This is a genomic window from Metapseudomonas phytobenefica, from assembly GCF_043392685.1.
Taxonomy (GTDB): Bacteria; Pseudomonadota; Gammaproteobacteria; order Pseudomonadales; family Pseudomonadaceae; genus Metapseudomonas.
In genome coordinates, this window is the sequence record NZ_JBHZGM010000011.1 from 48,866 (window position 1) to 65,127 (window position 16,262).

16 protein-coding genes are annotated in these 16,262 nt (G+C 63.5%); 3 read left to right on the forward strand and 13 right to left on the reverse strand.

Annotation, left to right across the window (positions count from 1 at the left end; translation table 11 throughout):
* Positions 1-25: 25 nt before the first annotated feature.
* Positions 26-745 (reverse strand): response regulator, encoded by a 720-nt coding sequence (locus ACFW0B_RS11445; protein ID WP_449148134.1) that lies wholly within the window; start codon positions 743-745, stop codon positions 26-28.
* A 189-nt stretch (positions 746-934) separates the two neighbouring features.
* Positions 935-1,957 carry an amidohydrolase family protein gene (locus ACFW0B_RS11450; protein WP_449148136.1) on the reverse strand — a complete coding sequence of 341 codons (1,023 nt, stop codon included), beginning with the start codon at positions 1,955-1,957 and terminating at the stop codon, positions 935-937.
* 138 nt (positions 1,958-2,095) lie between these two features.
* Between ACFW0B_RS11450 and ACFW0B_RS11455 the strand changes: the two genes are divergently transcribed.
* Together ACFW0B_RS11455 and ACFW0B_RS11460 are read left to right on the forward strand one after the other, a co-directional pair.
* A complete protein-coding gene (locus ACFW0B_RS11455) occupies positions 2,096-2,515 on the forward strand; it encodes an OsmC family protein (RefSeq protein ID WP_449148138.1) in 420 nt (139 codons plus the stop codon).
* Positions 2,516-2,535: 20 nt separating this feature from the next.
* A complete protein-coding gene (locus ACFW0B_RS11460) occupies positions 2,536-3,396 on the forward strand; it encodes a pirin family protein (protein ID WP_449148140.1) in 861 nt (286 codons plus the stop codon).
* Between the two features lie 116 nt (positions 3,397-3,512).
* Here the strand turns inward: ACFW0B_RS11460 and ACFW0B_RS11465 are convergent, their stop codons facing one another.
* The 5 genes from ACFW0B_RS11465 to ACFW0B_RS11485 form a co-directional block, all read right to left on the reverse strand.
* Positions 3,513-4,301, reverse strand: a complete 789-nt coding sequence (locus ACFW0B_RS11465; RefSeq protein WP_449148142.1) for a dienelactone hydrolase family protein — start codon at positions 4,299-4,301, stop codon at positions 3,513-3,515.
* Positions 4,302-4,456: 155 nt separating this feature from the next.
* The gene (gene htpG, locus ACFW0B_RS11470) at positions 4,457-6,355 is read right to left on the reverse strand and encodes a molecular chaperone HtpG (RefSeq protein WP_449148144.1); all 1,899 of its coding nucleotides are present in this window, start codon (positions 6,353-6,355) and stop codon (positions 4,457-4,459) included.
* A gap of 147 nt (positions 6,356-6,502) precedes the next feature.
* The gene (locus tag ACFW0B_RS11475) at positions 6,503-7,750 is read right to left on the reverse strand and encodes an MFS transporter (protein WP_449148146.1); all 1,248 of its coding nucleotides are present in this window, start codon (positions 7,748-7,750) and stop codon (positions 6,503-6,505) included.
* Between the two features lie 40 nt (positions 7,751-7,790).
* Positions 7,791-8,234, reverse strand: a complete 444-nt coding sequence (locus tag ACFW0B_RS11480) for a PaaI family thioesterase (protein ID WP_449148148.1) — start codon at positions 8,232-8,234, stop codon at positions 7,791-7,793.
* A complete protein-coding gene (locus tag ACFW0B_RS11485; protein WP_449148150.1) occupies positions 8,231-8,686 on the reverse strand; it encodes a PaaI family thioesterase in 456 nt (151 codons plus the stop codon). The genes ACFW0B_RS11480 and ACFW0B_RS11485 overlap by 4 nt, the downstream gene beginning before the upstream one ends.
* Before the next feature lie 167 nt (positions 8,687-8,853).
* Between ACFW0B_RS11485 and ACFW0B_RS11490 the strand changes: the two genes are divergently transcribed.
* Positions 8,854-9,072: a hypothetical protein gene (locus ACFW0B_RS11490; RefSeq protein ID WP_449148152.1), complete on the forward strand. Its 219-nt coding sequence runs from the start codon at positions 8,854-8,856 to the stop codon at positions 9,070-9,072.
* Positions 9,073-9,131: 59 nt separating this feature from the next.
* On the opposite strand, the gene ACFW0B_RS11495 is transcribed toward ACFW0B_RS11490, so the two are convergent.
* The 6 genes from ACFW0B_RS11495 to lpdA all read right to left on the reverse strand — a co-directional run bounded on the left by ACFW0B_RS11495 (position 9,132) and on the right by lpdA (position 16,223).
* Entirely contained in the window at positions 9,132-9,521 is a 390-nt protein-coding gene (locus ACFW0B_RS11495) for an MAPEG family protein (protein WP_449148154.1), read from the reverse strand.
* Positions 9,518-10,252 (reverse strand): DUF599 domain-containing protein, encoded by a 735-nt coding sequence (locus ACFW0B_RS11500; RefSeq protein WP_449148156.1) that lies wholly within the window; start codon positions 10,250-10,252, stop codon positions 9,518-9,520. The genes ACFW0B_RS11495 and ACFW0B_RS11500 overlap by 4 nt, the downstream gene beginning before the upstream one ends.
* Positions 10,253-10,907: 655 nt before the next feature.
* Positions 10,908-12,221, reverse strand: a complete 1,314-nt coding sequence (brnQ, locus tag ACFW0B_RS11505) for a branched-chain amino acid transport system II carrier protein (protein ID WP_449148158.1) — start codon at positions 12,219-12,221, stop codon at positions 10,908-10,910.
* 310 nt (positions 12,222-12,531) lie between these two features.
* Positions 12,532-13,419 carry a succinate--CoA ligase subunit alpha gene (sucD, locus tag ACFW0B_RS11510; RefSeq protein ID WP_449148160.1) on the reverse strand — a complete coding sequence of 296 codons (888 nt, stop codon included), beginning with the start codon at positions 13,417-13,419 and terminating at the stop codon, positions 12,532-12,534.
* On the reverse strand, positions 13,419-14,585 hold the full coding sequence (sucC, locus tag ACFW0B_RS11515) for an ADP-forming succinate--CoA ligase subunit beta (RefSeq protein ID WP_449148162.1): 1,167 nt from the start codon (positions 14,583-14,585) through the stop codon (positions 13,419-13,421). Before sucC ends, sucD begins: the two co-directional genes overlap by 1 nt.
* Before the next feature lie 201 nt (positions 14,586-14,786).
* Positions 14,787-16,223, reverse strand: coding sequence for a dihydrolipoyl dehydrogenase (gene lpdA, locus ACFW0B_RS11520; RefSeq protein WP_449148164.1), 1,437 nt, complete (start codon positions 16,221-16,223; stop codon positions 14,787-14,789).
* Positions 16,224-16,262 lie beyond the last annotated feature (39 nt).

Below are 16,262 nucleotides of genomic sequence, written 5' to 3' on the forward strand. Positions count from 1 at the left end.
CTGCCGTGGGGGGCGAAATGCGGACTCAGTCCGGCACGAACATGTAACCCACGCCGCGCACGGTGCGGATGATCTGCGGTTTGTCCGGGTCCTGTTCCAGCTTGCGGCGCAGACGGGCGATGCGGATGTCGATGGAGCGGTCGAAGGGGTTCCAGTCACGGTGCTGGGTGAGGTTCAGCAACTGGTCGCGGGACAGCGGCCGGTTGGGGCGCTGGGCGAAGGCCTGGAGCAGGTCGAACTCCATGGCGGTCAGGGGTATTTCCTCGCCTGCGGCGTCGAACAGCTGGCGGCTCTGCAGGTCGAGGCGGCACTGGCCGAGTTGCAGGCAGGCGCTGTCGCTGTCTGCGGCGGGCTGCGCAGCGGGCGCCGGATTGCGGCGATAGCGCCGCAGCACGGTCTTGAGCCGTGCCAGCAGTTCGCGTGGGTCGAAGGGTTTGGCCAGGTAGTCGTCGGCGCCGACTTCCAGGCCAACGATGCGGTCCAGTGGCGTGCCGGCGCCCGACACCATGATCACCGGCAGGTCGTGATGCTCGCGCAGGTAACGCGCGAGGCTCAGGCCGTCCTCGCCGGGCAGCCCCACGTCCAGCAGCACCAGGTCGGGCAGCGCCTCGGCCAGCCGCGCACGCAACTGGCCGCTGTCGGCCACGGCATGGACCTGATAACCCTGGCCGCCGAGGTAATCCAGCAGCATTTCGCGGATCGCCTCATCGTCGTCCACCACCAGGATGCTGATCTGTTCGGCCATGGGCCCGTGCCTCGCCGCTGCTTCAGACCCAGCGAATATAGCGCGCCATGGCGACGCACGCGGGACCAGCGGACGGTGAAGCAGCAGACTGGTCGCTCTGGAAGGCCAAAGTGTCGCAGGGGGCGCCATCCTCTTCAGGCAGCGCTCCCTGTCTGCCCTGGCGCGAGGTTGTGACGTGGCCTGGCAGGTTCACTGCGCTGCTGCTTTCCCCTGTTTCCGGGGCAGCACGGCGAGGAAATTGTCCCGCGCCACCTTGCGCGCCACCGGCTCCGGTAGGGCATCGAGGAAGGGACGATAGGCCGACAGATAATCCCCCAACCCGTCGAAGCGACCCACTACATCCGAGCCCAGCATGAAGCGCTCCGGATGACGTTCCACCAGCGCCAGCCAGCGACGGTCCGGCTTGCCGTCTGCGTCCAGCAGGTAGGGTTCCAGCACGCTCCAGGAGAGGTCGATGTAGAGGTTGGGGTAATCCGCCAGCAGGCGTTCCAGGGTAGGCAGGAGGAAGTCCAGCTTCGTCTGGTGGCGGTGGATTTCCATGCTGGAGCCGGCATGGGCCCAGATGAAGCGCACATGGGGGTGGTTGCGCAGCGGCTCCTCCACTTCCTGTAAAAACAGCGGGTTGCGCTCGCGCTGCGAGGTGATGTTCGAGTGCAGCAGCACCGGCAGGTCATATTCGGCGGCCAGGTGGTAGATGCGGCTCATGGCCTCGTTGTTGGCGCGGGGGGTGTCGCCGTCGATCAGGGCAGTGAGGTCATCGTGGCGGGTGAAGACTTCGCCGATCCCCTGCCAGAGCCCCGGGTCCAGTTCCAGCATGCGGCGGATATGGGCGTCGGAGTTCTTGTCGTTGGGGTTGAAGCCGCTGAGAAAGGGATGGAAGCGCTTGCGCTGGTCATCCGGCAGTTGCCTGAGCGCAGCGGCCACCAGCGCGTCCGTGGCGCTGTACCAGTAGGCGCCTGCGTCATCGCCGGCGTAGTAGCGCGGCCGCTTGGGTTCGTCCTCGTGCCATTTCTTGGCCACCGGAATGCCGGAAATCATCACGTGGTCAATGCCGCCCTTGTCCATCGCCTGCAACAGGGCCTGCATGCCGTCGCTTTCCTGGAAGAAATCCACGTAGTGCAAATGGGCGTCGCTGTAGCGGTAATCGCGCGCTTCGCCGGGAATTGCCAGCGCCAGCAAAAGCGCGGCGAGACTGGTCCTCAGCCGATACAAGGCTCGTCCTCCGGAATGGGTGGGTGACGTTGGACCCGCATCGCGTTGGCGGTGTTCAACAGTACAAGCCGCTGCCCGCTCGCCGGCCTTTGAGCTAGCCTAGCAGGACTCATTCGCTCACTGGCCAGGAGGCCCTCAATGACTATCCGTCTCACCCGCGATTCCGCCACCGGCACTCGCCAGCGCATCGAACTGGACGGCAAGGCAGCGCTGTTCACCGACCTGCCGACGGACCTGGGCGGTGCCGGTGCGGACCCGGAGCCCCACGACTACTTCGACGCCGCACTGGGCAGCTGCAAGGCCCTGACCGTCACCTACTACGCGCAGAAGAACGGTATTCCGCTGACCGGCGTGGACGTCGAGGTGACCCGCGACGACAGCGAGGAACGCAAGGGACATTACCGCCTGGACGTGAAGCTGACCCTGCGCGGCCCCCTCAGCGACGAACAACGCGCCACGCTGCTGCGCATCGCCGAGAAGTGCCCGGTGCACAAGCTGATGACCCAGGTAGAAGTGAGCATCGAGACCCGCCTCGCCGAAGGCAACTTCAGCCAGTGACCCGTGCAGGAAGCCCGAGCATGAACGTTCTCACCATCCGCCCGCGCGCCGAAGAGGTCGCCGGACAGCCGATCCTCCGCCCGCTGCCCTCGGCCCATTGCCGCAACGTTGGCCCCTTCGTGTTCTTCGACCACATGCTGGAGGCGGACTACGCCCCCGGCGAGGGCATGGACGTGCGCCAGCATCCGCATATCGGCCTGTCCACCCTCACCTACCTGTTCGAGGGCGAACTGCAACACAAGGACAGCCTGGGTTCGGACCAGTTGGTGAAGCCGGGTGACGTCAGCTGGATGACCGCCGGCCGCGGCGTCGCCCACGTCGAACGCACCCCGGCCAACCTCATGGCCAGCGGCTCGCGCGCCCATGGCCTGCAGGTCTGGCTCGCCCTACCGAAGGAACTGGAAGACTGCGAGCCCAGCTACAGCCATCACCCGGCGGCCAGCCTGCCGGTCCGGGACGCACTCGGCGTGCGCATCCGCCTGATCGCCGGCAGCGGCTTCTGCCTGGAATCCCCGGTGCCGGTGCTCTCCCCTACCCTCTATGCCGACCTGCAACTGGAAGCCGGCGCCACCCTGCCCCTTCCCTGCGAGCACCCGCAGCGGGCGCTCTACCTGCTGGAAGGTGAAGCCCTGCTGGATCACCAGCCGCTGGAACCGCGCAGCCTGGTAGTGCTGCCGGAAGGCGTGGAGTTCGTGCTGTCTGCCTGCAGCGGCTGCCAGTTGGTGATGATCGGCGGCGCCCCGCTGGACGGACCACGGCGGATGAACTGGAACTTCGTGGCCAGCAGCCCGGAGCTGATCGACCAGGCCCGCAGCCGCTGGGCGGCCGGCGAATGGCCCGTGGTGCCGGGAGAAACCAGCCGCATCGAACTGCCGCGCTGATGGTGCAGCGCCAATCGTAGGTTGTTCCGAGCGTAGCGAGGCCCAACGCACCCGGCATCAACCGCGAAACGTTGGGTTTCGTGCCTCTACCCAACCAACAAGTGCCCCTGTTCTCTTTACCTCGTTCCGCTGAAGACTTCGTCGAACAGGTCGTTCATCGCCTGGTAGGCCCGTGTGGCGACCTTGGGATTGTATTCATTGCGTCCTGGCACATTGGCCCCGGGCTCGGTGAAGGAGTGCACCGCACCCCCGTAGCTGACCAGTTGCCAATCGACCTTGGCCGCGGTCATTTCGGCGGTGAAGGCATCCACCTGGGTCTTGGGCACCGCCGGGTCATCGGCGCCATGCAGTACCAGGACCGGTGCGCGGATGCTGCGGGCATCGGCCGGGTTGGGCGTATCCAGGTTGCCATGGAAGGATACGAAGCCCTTCAGCTGCGCCCCCGAGCGCGCCAGCTCCAGCACACTGCCACCACCGAAGCAGAAACCGATGGCGCCCAGACTGGCCGGGGCCAGCGGCACCTTCGCTGCCTGAGCCTTGAGCGCCTCGACGCCCGCCAGGGCGCGCTTGCGCATCAGCGGCCGGTCACTCCGTACTGCCGTGGCGGCGGCCCTGGCTTCCTCCGGACTGCCCGGACGTATGTCCTTGCCATACATGTCGGCGATGAAAATCACGTAGCGCTGGCCGGCAATGAGCTTGGCCTGCTCGGCAGCGGCGGTCGTCACTCCCATCCAGTTGGGCACCATCAACAGGCCCGGACGTGGGGTTTGCACCGCGTCGTCATAGACCAGGGTGCCTTCGAACGGCTTGCCATCGATTTCATAAGGCACCTTCTGGGTAACCATGGCCGCCCAGGTCGGGGCGGCGAATACCAATAGCAGCGAGGACAGCAGCAATCTGTTCATGGAGGTTCTCCCGTGACGGAGGCATGACTGAGGTTAGACCCTCTGCCGGGGTCAACCTCCCAACCGGTTTCATGGCAGGTGAGCCCCGACATGACAGGAATCCCCCACAAAAGAAAAAGGCCCGCAACGCGGGCCTTGTCCATTCCTGCCATCTATCAGGCAGAGAGTTCCACCAACAGCTTGTTCAGGCGGCGCACGTAGGCGGCCGGATCCTTCAGGCTGTCGCCGGCAGCCAGGGCCGCCTGGTCGAAGAGGATGTGGGACAGTTCGCCGAAGCGGTCTTCGTCCTGCTCGCCATCGAGCTTCTCGATCAGCGGGTGGGCCGGGTTGATCTCGAAGATCGGCTTGGAATCCGGAACCTTCTGGCCGCTGGCTTCGAGGATCTGGCGCATCTGCAGGCCCAGGTCCTGTTCGCCGATGGCGAGGATCGCCGGGGAGTCGGTCAGGCGATGGGAAACACGCACTTCGCTAACCTGCTCGTCCAGCACCTGCTTCAGGCGCTCGATCAGCCCTTCCTTGGCCTTGGCGACTTCTTCCTGGGCCTTCTTGTCTTCTTCCGAGTCCAGCTTGCCGAGGTCGAGGTCGCCACGGGCGACATCGACGAAGCCCTTGCCGTCGAAATCGGACAGGTAGCTCATCAGCCACTCGTCGATGCGGTCGGTGAGCAGCAGCACTTCGACGCCCTTCTTGCGGAAGACTTCCAGGTGCGGGCTGTTCTTGACCTGGGAATAGCTCTCGCCGGTGAGGTAGTAGATCTTGTCCTGGCCTTCTTTCATGCGGCCGATGTAGTCGGCCAGGGACACGCTCTGCTCACCCGACTCATCGCTGGTGGAAGCAAAGCGCAGCAAGCCGGCAATCTTCTCCTTGTTGGCAAAATCTTCGGCCGGGCCTTCCTTCAGCACCTGGCCGAAGTTCTTCCAGAAGCCCTTGTACTGTTCAGGTTCGTTCTTCGCCAGCTTCTCCAGCATGTCCAGCACGCGCTTGGTCAGGGCCGACTTCATGGAGTCGATCACCGGGTCCTTCTGCAGGATTTCGCGGGAAACGTTCAGCGACAGGTCGTTGGAGTCCACCACGCCCTTGATGAAGCGCAGGTAGAGCGGCAGGAACTGGTCGGCCTGGTCCATGATGAACACGCGCTGCACGTACAGCTTCAGGCCACGCGGGGCCTCGCGGTGGTACAGGTCGAACGGGGCACGGCCCGGCACATAGAGCAGCGAGTTGTACTCCAGCTTGCCTTCGACCTTGTTGTGGCTCCAGGTCAGCGGGTTCTCGAAATCGTGGGCAATGTGCTTGTAGAACTCCTGGTACTCCTCGTCCTTCACCTCGGTGCGCGGACGGGTCCAGAGGGCACTGGCGCGGTTGACGGTTTCCCACTCCGGCTCGGCGGGCGCCTCTTCACCGTACTGCTCCTTCGGCAGCTCGATGGGCAGGGCGATATGGTCGGAGTACTTCTTGATGACGTTGCGCAGGCGCCAGCCGTCGGCAAACTCAGCCTCGTTGCCTTTCAGATGCAGGACGATGCGGGTGCCGCGCTCGGCCTTGTCGATGGTGGCGACATCGAATTCGCCCTCGCCGCTGGACGCCCAGTGCACGCCCTCGGCGGCCGGCAGACCGGCACGGCGGGTGAAGACGTCCACCTTGTCGGCGACGATGAACGCGGAGTAGAAGCCCACGCCGAACTGGCCGATCAGGTGGGAATCCTTCTTCTGGTCGCCGGACAGGTTCTTCAGGAAGTCAGCGGTGCCGGACTTGGCGATGGTGCCCAGGTGCGTGATCACCTCGTCACGGCTCATGCCGATGCCGTTGTCTTCGATGGTGATGGTGCGGGCGTCCTTGTCGAAGCTCACCCGGATCCTGAGATCGGCGCCACCTTCGAGCAGCTCAGGCTTGGCCAGCGCTTCGAAACGCAGCTTGTCGGCGGCGTCGGAGGCGTTGGAAATCAACTCGCGAAGGAAGATTTCCTTGTTGGAATACAGGGAATGGATCATCAGGTGAAGCAGTTGCTTCACCTCGGTCTGGAAGCCCAGGGTTTCTTTTTGAGTTTCCACACTCATGGTCGTCTGACTCCACTTGGATGGCTTGAACCGCATCTACGGCGGCGGATGTCACCCAGATGGGGGCTTCGACAAGGATTTCAAGTGCTTAGCGAAACGCGGAGGCATCGCAGTGGCAGCGTGGGCTTCTACCCACGGGCCAACAGGTCAGGGCTCAAGCAGCTCGACGTGGGCGACCTCGTCCAGGTCGAAACTGAAGCTGGCGGCCCCTGCCCCGCCCAGATTGCGCCGGATGAGGATGCGGCCTTCGCGGTCCAGGCCGGTGAAGCGCCCTTCGGCGGTGCTCCCGCGCACCGTGTACACACGCATGCTGAGTTCCTGGTACTGGCCGGGATTGTTCAACAGGCGCTGCAGCGAGAATCTCAGGCGACGATCCACCGGGCGGGCAACCTCCGCAACGGAGGCCGGGTCTTGCGCCTCACTGGGGGGCTGGGGTGCCGCGGCGGGTTCGGCCAGCGGCGGGAAGCTGTCGCGGCGTACTCTCCAACCCTTGGCCTCACTCTTGGCAAGCTGAATCGGCAGGCGCTGGGCCTGGCCATCGACCCGGGCTTGCACTTCAAGGTCCAGCTCCCGCGCTGGCAGGCTGACGGCAGGCAGAGGGAGCAGCTCGACGTTGCGGGTAGCAAATCGCCGCTGCAGGTAGTCGCGTATCACGTAGGCCAGGGTGTCACGGGAATCGTAGGTCCGGTCCACCCGGCCGTCGCGGTAGCGCAGGCGGTCGGTGAACACCTCCAGGTGGCCGGTGAGCGTCGTGGCGAACTTCGGCGGCAGCACCAGGTGGAAGTCCCCGGCCAGGCGGTTCGGCGCCACCGGCTGGAGGTCCATGTGCAGGGTGTAGCCACGGGGAATGCGCCGTGCCTCCGGTAGCTCCTGCTCTGGCAGCAGCCAGCTGATTTCCACTTCTGGCCTGGGGCCTGCATCCCGGGGCAGGACGTCCAGGCGCAGGGCGCCCTGGGGCTGGCTGCCAAGGCGGATGGTCAGCTCGCGACGGGCGTAGAAGTCCTGCCCTTCACGCAGGCTGAGGATGCCGTCCACCAGTTCGGCCTCCAGCGGTGAAAAGCGCTGGCCGTTGAGTTCACCCTTCAGGCGGATATCCAGCTCGGACCTGGCCTGATCGTCCTGGCCCAGCCAGCGCAGGCTGAGAATCGCCTGGAGACGCTCCGGGTCCTGGGCGGCGAGCATGGTCAGCCCCACCACCAGCGGAATGAAGCCCATGGCCCCAAGGACCACGGCCTTGCGTGCGTTGCGCCAGTGGTAGAGCACGTAGGCCAGGGTGACCGGCGGCAACAGGCTGCCGAAGCCCCAGAGCAGGCTGGTGCCGAACGCCAGCATGACCAGCCAGACGAGTCCGCTGACGATCAGCAACAGGCCGCCAAGAATCAGTAACGCAACCATCGGGCTTTCCTTGTGAAGGACCGGACGCGCCTGGCGCGCCTCAGGATTCGTCGACCTTGAAGTGAGCGCGCGCTGTGGCGATGGGTTCGGTCTGGGTAGTCTGCCAGGCGGTGATGGCGACGTTGGCGACGCGGCGCCCTTGTCGCCAGACCTGGCACTGGACGTAGGTGTCACGATAGTGCCCGGCGCGCAGGTAATCTATCGAGAAGTCGATGATTTTGGGCATATGTGGCGTGCCCATGAACATCAGCAGGTGGAGCATGGCCGCGTGCTCCATGAAACCGGCAATCACACCGCCATGGATGGCCGGCAGGGTCGGATTGCCGATGTTGTCCTTGTTCGCCGGCAGACGGAACACCATGTCGTCCCCGAGGCGCAGGCATTCCATGCCGATCAGCTTGGCGTAGGGAATCAGGCACACCAGCGAGTCGTAGTCATTCTTCTCCTGGGCTTCGCGCACCAGGGCGTTGAAGTCGAGGCTCATGCCGCACCTCCCTGCTTCAGCTGGCCCGGCTTGCCCATGCGCATGAATGCACCGACCACATGGGCGATGGGTTGGGCGGGATCATCCTGATAGGCGTAGCCACGGGTGAAAATGACGTTGGGCGTCACCCGGTAGCATTCGGCGAAACCGAAGACGTCCTTGTGGGGCTCGGCCGGATGCATGTAATCGATGCGCAGGTCCAGGGTCGGGCAGATCTCGAATTCCGGCAGCACGCAGACGGTGGAGATGCCGCAGGTGGTATCCATCAGGGTGGTAATGGCGCCGCCGTGGATCACGCCGGTTTCCGGATTGCCGATGATCTGGCTGCTGTAGGGCAGACGCAGGGTCAGGCCCTGGGGAGTGGCGTCATGCACGCTGAGGCCGAGCACCTGGCAATGACGCAACGCAGCGAGAAAGCGCTGCGCCCGTTGGATAAGGGAATTGTCCGACATGACTGCAACCTTGGCGGAAGATGGGCAAAGAGCTGAATAATACCCTGCGAGCGAGCGGCAATTGTCGACAAGTGTTGGAAGCGGCTTTTTTAAATAGAGGTTGAACTTAGATTCAGTTCACAAACTCCAACGGCTATCTACGAGGAAAGCCACACATGGAGGCTCAAATGAAAAAAACCCTGTCTCTCGCTCTGCTCCTGGCCGCCAGCCTTGGTCTCGCCGCCTGCGACAAGAAGGAAGAGGCTCAGGCACCGGTAGCGCCGGCGACGGAATCCCAGCCGAGCGCTCCGGCCCCGACTCCGGCTCCGGAAACCGCCCCGGCTCCGAGCGCCCCCGAAGCGCCGGCCGCCCCGGACACCGCCCCGTCCGAGGAGCAGAGCCAGTAAGCCTCCGGCAGCAGTAACGACAAGGCCCGCACATTGCGGGCCTTGTCGTTTCCGGGAGTTCAGAGCGCGGGGCTGAGCATCAGCAACAGGCAGCAGACCAGGCTGACGACCCAGACCAGACTGCGCAGGCTGGCCTTGTCGTTCCAGTAGAGGAACAGGTAGAGCACCCGCGACAGGATGAAGACGATTGCCAGCAGGTCGACGAGCAAGCCCTGGCTCTGGGTGACATGGGCCATAAGTACACCTGCCGCGAACAACGGGAATATCTCCAGGGTGTTCTGATGCGCCGCCACCGCCCGCGCGCCGAAGCCGGTCAGCCGCGCCTGCTGCGCACGGGGATTGCGGTTGTCGTATCCGCCCCCCTCCTCGCGCATGGCCTTGGCCACCGGCACCTTGGCCAGGTAGATGAGCAGAGCAGTGAAGAACAGGCACCAGAACGGGATACTCATTCGACTTTCTCCTTGGGCACTTCCAGCGCCTGGGTCGGGGTGTAGACCATTACATCCAGTACATCTGAGTGGAACTCGCGGCGATAGAGCACCAGCACCACCCCGGCGGTGACGAGCATGAAGAACCAGGGGTTGATGAACCAGGCCAGCATGGCCAGACCGAAGTAGTAGCTGCGCAGGCCGAAGTTGAACTGGTTGGCCGCAAGCGAAATCACCCGCGCGGTGCGCTCGGCGAAGGCTTTCCTCTCCTGCTCGCTGACATGCTTCTCGCCGATCATCGGCGCAGACCCCACCAGGATGGCGGCAAAATTGTACTGGCGCATGCACCAGCTGAAGGTGAAGAAGGCGTAGACGAAGACCAGTGCCAGCCCCAGCAGCTTGAGTTCGGAAATGCCGCGGCTGGCGGGTTGCACCAATGGCAGGTCGGCCAGTACCGACACCGCTCGGTCCGTCGAACCGAGGACAGTGAGGATGCCGGCCAGGATGATCAAGGTGCTGGACGCGAAGAAGGAGGCATTGCGCTCCAGATTGCCGATCACGCTGGCGTCGGCGATACGGTTGTCGCGCAGCAACAGGCGACGCATCCAGTCCTCGCGATAGAGGTGCAGGACGGACGCCAGGCAGGCGGTATCCCTGCCCTTCCAGATGGCGTAGCGGGTGTAGCCCACCCAGCAGATGATGAACCAGAAGATAGCCACCAGGTGGGGCCAGTTGCGCAGAATGATCGACATGCGAATTCCTTGTAAGAACGCAGCCGATTATAGCGGCTTGAGAGCACGCCCCTGTAGGGCGCATAGGGTCTCGAAGAGCACGGCGCGCTTCCCCTTGGCGCCGTTCAAGTGTCCAGTCCTGAAACAGGGTTACAGCTTTCTGTTCCGTAGCCTGGATGAAATCCGGGGAAAGTCCCACCGCCACTCCCGGATTTCACCCAGGCCACGATTTGCCTGTGGGCGATTTCAATCGCAAATGAATTCGCCCCCACCGTGGGCGCGAGCATTCCGTAGGGTGGGTCACGCTTCACCGACCCACCATCGGCGCAGAACCGGGCTGCGGTGGTGAATGTGAAAAGCGCCATCCACCCTACGCACTATTTGACATGGAATCGCCCACGGGACAAAGCCATGAAAAAGGCCGCCCGAAGGCGTAATGCTGTTCATTCAAGAAAAAACGCCGCGACTCCTATTGGGGCGCGGCGTTTTTCTTGATCTGCTTTCCAGCCTTCGAGGACCGATTTCGGCTATTTGCTCCCTCATGTGAGCTCAATGGCCCATGAAAAACCCGATGCCAGTTGAATGGCATCAGGTATTCGGAGCATCCCACCAGGCCTCAAATGCTTATGTGAACTGCATTACGCCATCAGGCGGCCTTTCCTGAACCCGGACGCGATCAGGCCGAAGTTGCGGCCCTGCCCGCCATGAGACGGTCGGCCAGTGCCGAGACCACCAGCACTACCAGCACCGGTAGCAGCCAGCCCAGGCTCTGGTGAGCCAATGGCATCTGGCCGAACAACGTCGGCACCAGGTCCTTGAAACCGGCAGCGACGATACCGTCGGCCAGGCCGAACACCAGGGCCACCGCCATGGTGGGAATGAACACAAGACGCGGATCAACCCAGAGCTTGTCCAGCAGGCTGAGCGCGACCAGGACGATGGCCAGCGGGTAAAGACCGACCAGCACCGGCACCGAAAGGCTGATCAGTTGGGTCAGGCCCTGGTTGGCCACCAGCAGGCTGAAGAGGCCGAACGCGATGACCACGCTGCGATAGGAGACCGGCAGCAGCTTGCTGAAGAACTCGCCGCAGGCGGTGATCAGACCGACCGCGGTGGTCAGGCATGCCAGGGTGATGACCACGGCGAGCAGAAGGCTGCCGGCGGTACCGAAGGTGTGCTGCACATAGGCGGTGAGAATCTGCACGCCGTTCTGCGCTTCGCCGGCAATGCCCTGGCTGGTGGCGCCGAGATAGAACAGCGCGAGGTAGACCAGGGACAGGCCAACGGCGGCAATGGTGCCTGCGATCATCGAGTAGCGGGTCACCGAGGCGTCGTCGGTCACGCCATGATCGCGAATCGCGGTGGCGATCACGATGCCGAAGACCAGCGCACCCAGCGTATCCATGGTGAGGTAACCCTGAAGGAAACCTTCCACCAGGGGCGCAGCCTGGTATTCGGTCGACGCATTGCCGATCTCGCCGGCAGGCGCCAGCAGCGCTGCGCCCCCCAGCACCAGCAGGGCCGCGATAAGTACGGGGGTGATGAACTTGCCAATGCTGTCCACCAGCTTGCCCGGGTTCAGGGCGAGGAACAGCACCGCCGCAAAATAGGCCGCACTGTAAAGGAACAGTGCCATGCCGCTTTCACCGGAAAAGGGCGCAACCCCCATTTCGAACGACACCACGGCGGTACGCGGAGTGGCGAACAGCGGGCCGATGGCCAGGTAAACCGCAACCGCCAGCAGCGCGCCGGCGCGCTTGCCGATAGGCGCGGTAAGACGATCCATGCCACCGCCGACTCGGGCCAGGGCGACCACCGTGAGTAACGGCAGGCCGACACCGGTCAGCAGGAAGCCCAGCGCGGCGCGCCAGACGTTATCGCCCGCAGCCAGGCCGGCGCTGGGCGGAAAGATGATATTGCCAGCGCCGAGGAACAGCGCAAAGGTCATAAAGCCAAGGGCCAGGAGGTCCGAGCTTTTCAATCGAGTCATGAGGGGAGATACCACAGGCAGAATTTCATTGTTCCGAAGGGTTTCCCTTTGAGGTCGGGGGAAACGTCATCCATCCGTTTGGGATTGATCTCAAGTGCCCGACCTTCGCCCTTGTGGGGCATGGTGAGCGGCATGGTTGCTACCCTGCCGATTTTACCGGGGGAAGCGTCCGACGTGGATCAGGTTGTCGGCGTAGCAACCGTTTCTGTCGCTTGGCCGACAGGCGGTTGCACTTTCAGGCAAGAGAGTTGTACCCAAAACGACAAAGGCCACCCCGAAGGGTGGCCTTTGTCGCAGGAATCAAGTCGCCTTAGGCGTTCTTGACTTCCCAGCCGGTCAGCTCGGCCAGGGCCTTGCCGATGTCGGCCAGCGAACGCACGGTTTTCACACCAGCGTCCTGCAGGGCAGCGAACTTCTCGTCCGCGGTGCCTTTGCCACCGGAGATGATGGCGCCAGCGTGGCCCATGCGCTTGCCGGGCGGTGCGGTTACACCAGCGATGTAGGAAACCACCGGCTTGGTCACGTTGGCCTTGATGTAGGCAGCAGCTTCTTCTTCAGCGGAACCGCCGATCTCGCCGATCATCACGATGGCTTCGGTCGCCGGGTCTTCCTGGAACAGCTTCAGGATGTCGATGAAGTTGGAGCCCGGGATCGGGTCACCACCGATGCCCACGCAGGTGGACTGGCCGAAGCCGGCGTCGGTGGTCTGCTTCACGGCTTCATAGGTCAGGGTGCCGGAACGCGACACGATGCCTACCTTGCCCGGCAGGTGGATGTGACCCGGCATGATGCCGATCTTGCACTCGCCGGGAGTGATCACGCCCGGGCAGTTCGGGCCGATCAGGCGTACGCCCAGCTCGTCGCACTTGACCTTGGCTTCCAGCATGTCAATGGTCGGGATGCCTTCGGTGATGCAGACGATCAGCTTGATGCCGCCGAAGGCAGCTTCCAGGATCGAGTCCTTGCAGAACGGAGCCGGAACGTAGATCACCGAAGCGTCGGCGCCGGTGGCTTCCACAGCTTCCTTGACGGTGTTGAACACCGGCAGGCCCAGGTGGGTGGTGCCGCCCTTGCCGGGGGTCACGCCGCCAACCATCTTGGTGCCGTAGGCGATGGCCTGCTCAGAGTGGAAAGTGCCTTGGCTACCGGTGAAGCCCTGGCAGATGACTTTGGTGTCTTTGTTGATCAGGACGCTCATTACTTGCCCTCCGCGGCCTTGACGACTTGCTGTGCAGCGTCGGTCAGGCTGGTCGCCGCGATGATGTTCAGACCGCTCTCGGCCAGTACCTTGGCGCCGAGGTCAGCGTTGTTGCCTTCCAGACGGACGACCACCGGGATCTTCACGCCAACTTCCTTCACAGCGCCGATGATGCCTTCGGCAATCATGTCGCAGCGAACGATGCCGCCGAAGATGTTCACCAGTACGGCAGCGACGTTGCTGTCGGACAGGATGATCTTGAACGCTTCGGTTACGCGCTCCTTGGTTGCACCGCCGCCAACGTCGAGGAAGTTGGCCGGCTTGCCGCCGTGGAGGTTGACGATGTCCATGGTACCCATGGCCAGGCCGGCACCGTTGACCATGCAGCCGATGTTGCCTTCCAGGGCCACGTAGTTCAGTTCCCACTTCTGCGCATGGGCTTCACGGGCGTCGTCCTGGGACGGGTCGTGCATGGCGCGCAGCTTGGGCTGACGGTACAGGGCGTTGCTGTCGATATTGATCTTGGCGTCCAGGCAGTGCAGGTTGCCGTCGGCCTTGATGACCAGCGGGTTCACTTCCAGCAGGGCCAGGTCGTAGTCCTGGAACAGCTTGGCCAGGTTCACGAAGATGTGGGTGAACTGCTTGATCTGATCACCCTGCAGACCCAGCTGGAAAGCCAGCTCGCGGCCCTGGAAGGGCTGAGCGCCGACCAGCGGGTCGATGGTGGCCTTGAGGATCTTCTCGGGAGTGTCGTGAGCAACTTTCTCGATGTCCACGCCACCTTCGGTGGAAGCCATGAACACGATGCGGCGGCTGGAACGATCTACCACGGCGCCCAGGTACAGTTCCTTGGCGATGTCGGTGCAGGATTCGACCAGGATTTTGCTGACCGGCTGACCGTTGGCGTCAGTCTGATAGGTCACCAGGCGCTTGCCCAGCCAGTTGGCGGCGAAGGCCTTGGCCTCTTCCTTGCTTTTGACCAGCTTCACGCCGCCCGCTTTACCGCGGCCGCCAGCGTGGACCTGGGCTTTCACGACCCATTCGCTACCACCGATTTTTTCGCAGGCTTCTGCGGCTTCTTCCGGGGTGTCTACGGCAAAGCCCTTGGATACGGGCAGGCCGTATTCAGCGAACAGCTGCTTACCCTGATACTCGTGGAGATTCATGCTTGTCTACCGTCTTCGTTTAGGTATTGCGCATTCGACGCTGCATTCGTGGTGCCGCGCCACCTGTGACTGCCCATGAAGGCAGTCCGGCGGGCGTTCCGCGGTGAGCCCCCGCCATCCGGCCAGGACTCACGACGGGCTGCCCGCCGTGGTTCCGGACCCTGCACAGGCCACGCGCGCGATCTGTGCAGGGGGTGTTGCTCAGCGCTTCTTGCGGTTGGCGATGTGGATGGCGTGGCCATTCACAGCGAGGGCCGCTTCGTGCAGCGCTTCGGACAGGGTCGGGTGCGAGAAGACCATCATGCCCAGGTCTTCGGCGCTGGTGCCGAATTCCATGCCGATGGCACCTTGCTGCACCAGTTCGGCGGCGCTCGGGCCGATCACATGGACGCCCAGTACGCGGTCGGTCTTGGCATCGGCGATGACCTTGACGAAACCGGCGGTGTCGTTGGCAGCCATGGCACGGCCGCTGGCAGCGAACGGGAAGGTACCGACGTTGATTTCAACGCCCTCGGCCTTCAGGGCCTGCTCGGTCTTGCCGACCCACGCGATTTCCGGGTGGGTATAGATGACCGAAGGAATGAGGTCGTAGTTCATCTGGGCTTTGTGGCCGGCGATGCGCTCGGCGACCATGATGCCCTCTTCCGACGCCTTGTGGGCCAGCATCGCACCACGTACCACGTCACCGATGGCGTACACGCCAGGAACGCTGGTGGCGCAATAGTCGTCGACGAAGATGAAGCCACGCTCGTCCAGGGTCACGCCGCTATCGGCAGCCAGCAGGTCGGTGGTCACCGGGCGACGGCCCACGGCCACGATCAGCTTGTCGAAGGTCAGCTTCTGCTCGCCCTGGGCGTCGGTGAAGTTGACGGTAACCTGCTTCTTCTTCACTTCGGAGCCGGTCACACGGGCGCCCAGGCGAATGTTCAGGCCCTGCTTGGTCAGGATCTTCAGGGCTTCCTTGGAAACCTGTTCGTCAGCGGCCGGGAGGAACTTGTCCAGAGCTTCGATGACGGTCACTTCGGCACCCAGGCGGGCCCAGACGGAGCCCAGTTCCAGACCGATCACACCGGCACCGATCACGCCCAGCTTCTTCGGCACGGCCTGGAAGTCCAGGGCGCCGGTGGAGTCGACGATCACGTCCTGGTCCACCGGAGCCGGCGGGATGTCTACCGGCTTGGAACCGGAAGCCAGGATCACGTTCTCGGCTTCGACGATCTGTACCTTGCCATCGGAACCGGTCACTTCGACCTGCTTGTTGGCCAGCAGCTTGCCGTGGCCTTCCAGCAGGGTCACGCCGTTGGCCTTGAACAGGGTAGCCACGCCGCCGGTCAGGTTCTTCACGATGGTGTCCTTGCGGCCGACCATGGTGGGAACGTCGATGGAAACGCCCTTGGCATCGATGCCGTGGACTTTGAAGGCCTCGTGGGCCTCATGGTACTTGTAGGAGCTGTCCAGCAGCGCCTTCGACGGAATGCAACCGACGTTCAAGCAGGTGCCGCCCAATGCGGTCTTGCCGTCCTTGCCCTGGTACTTCTCGATGCAGGCGGTCTTCAGGCCGAGCTGAGCAGCCTTGATGGCGGCGACATAGCCACCGGGGCCCGCACCAATCACTACCACGTCGAATTTCTGGGTCATAACTCATTCCTTCTCGTATGAAACCGGACGGCCCCTGCA

Bases quoted from the DNA above. Each gene is read 5' to 3' on its own strand.
- htpG (WP_449148144.1), bottom strand. From the start codon at position 6,355: ATGAGTGTGGAAACTCAAAAAGAAACCCTGGGCTTCCAGACCGAGGTG.
- sucD (WP_449148160.1), bottom strand. From the start codon at position 13,419: ATGAGCGTCCTGATCAACAAAGACACCAAAGTCATCTGCCAGGGCTTC.
- ACFW0B_RS11485 (WP_449148150.1), bottom strand. From the start codon at position 8,686: ATGTCGGACAATTCCCTTATCCAACGGGCGCAGCGCTTTCTCGCTGCG.
- ACFW0B_RS11500 (WP_449148156.1), bottom strand. From the start codon at position 10,252: ATGTCGATCATTCTGCGCAACTGGCCCCACCTGGTGGCTATCTTCTGG.
- ACFW0B_RS11465 (WP_449148142.1), bottom strand. From the start codon at position 4,301: ATGAACAGATTGCTGCTGTCCTCGCTGCTATTGGTATTCGCCGCCCCG.
- ACFW0B_RS11460 (WP_449148140.1), top strand. From the start codon at position 2,536: ATGAACGTTCTCACCATCCGCCCGCGCGCCGAAGAGGTCGCCGGACAG.
- lpdA (WP_449148164.1), bottom strand. From the start codon at position 16,223: ATGACCCAGAAATTCGACGTGGTAGTGATTGGTGCGGGCCCCGGTGGC.
- sucC (WP_449148162.1), bottom strand. From the start codon at position 14,585: ATGAATCTCCACGAGTATCAGGGTAAGCAGCTGTTCGCTGAATACGGC.
- ACFW0B_RS11490 (WP_449148152.1), top strand. From the start codon at position 8,854: ATGAAAAAAACCCTGTCTCTCGCTCTGCTCCTGGCCGCCAGCCTTGGT.
- ACFW0B_RS11480 (WP_449148148.1), bottom strand. From the start codon at position 8,234: ATGAGCCTCGACTTCAACGCCCTGGTGCGCGAAGCCCAGGAGAAGAAT.
- ACFW0B_RS11475 (WP_449148146.1), bottom strand. From the start codon at position 7,750: ATGGTTGCGTTACTGATTCTTGGCGGCCTGTTGCTGATCGTCAGCGGA.
- ACFW0B_RS11455 (WP_449148138.1), top strand. From the start codon at position 2,096: ATGACTATCCGTCTCACCCGCGATTCCGCCACCGGCACTCGCCAGCGC.
- ACFW0B_RS11495 (WP_449148154.1), bottom strand. From the start codon at position 9,521: ATGAGTATCCCGTTCTGGTGCCTGTTCTTCACTGCTCTGCTCATCTAC.
- brnQ (WP_449148158.1), bottom strand. From the start codon at position 12,221: ATGACTCGATTGAAAAGCTCGGACCTCCTGGCCCTTGGCTTTATGACC.
- ACFW0B_RS11445 (WP_449148134.1), bottom strand. From the start codon at position 745: ATGGCCGAACAGATCAGCATCCTGGTGGTGGACGACGATGAGGCGATC.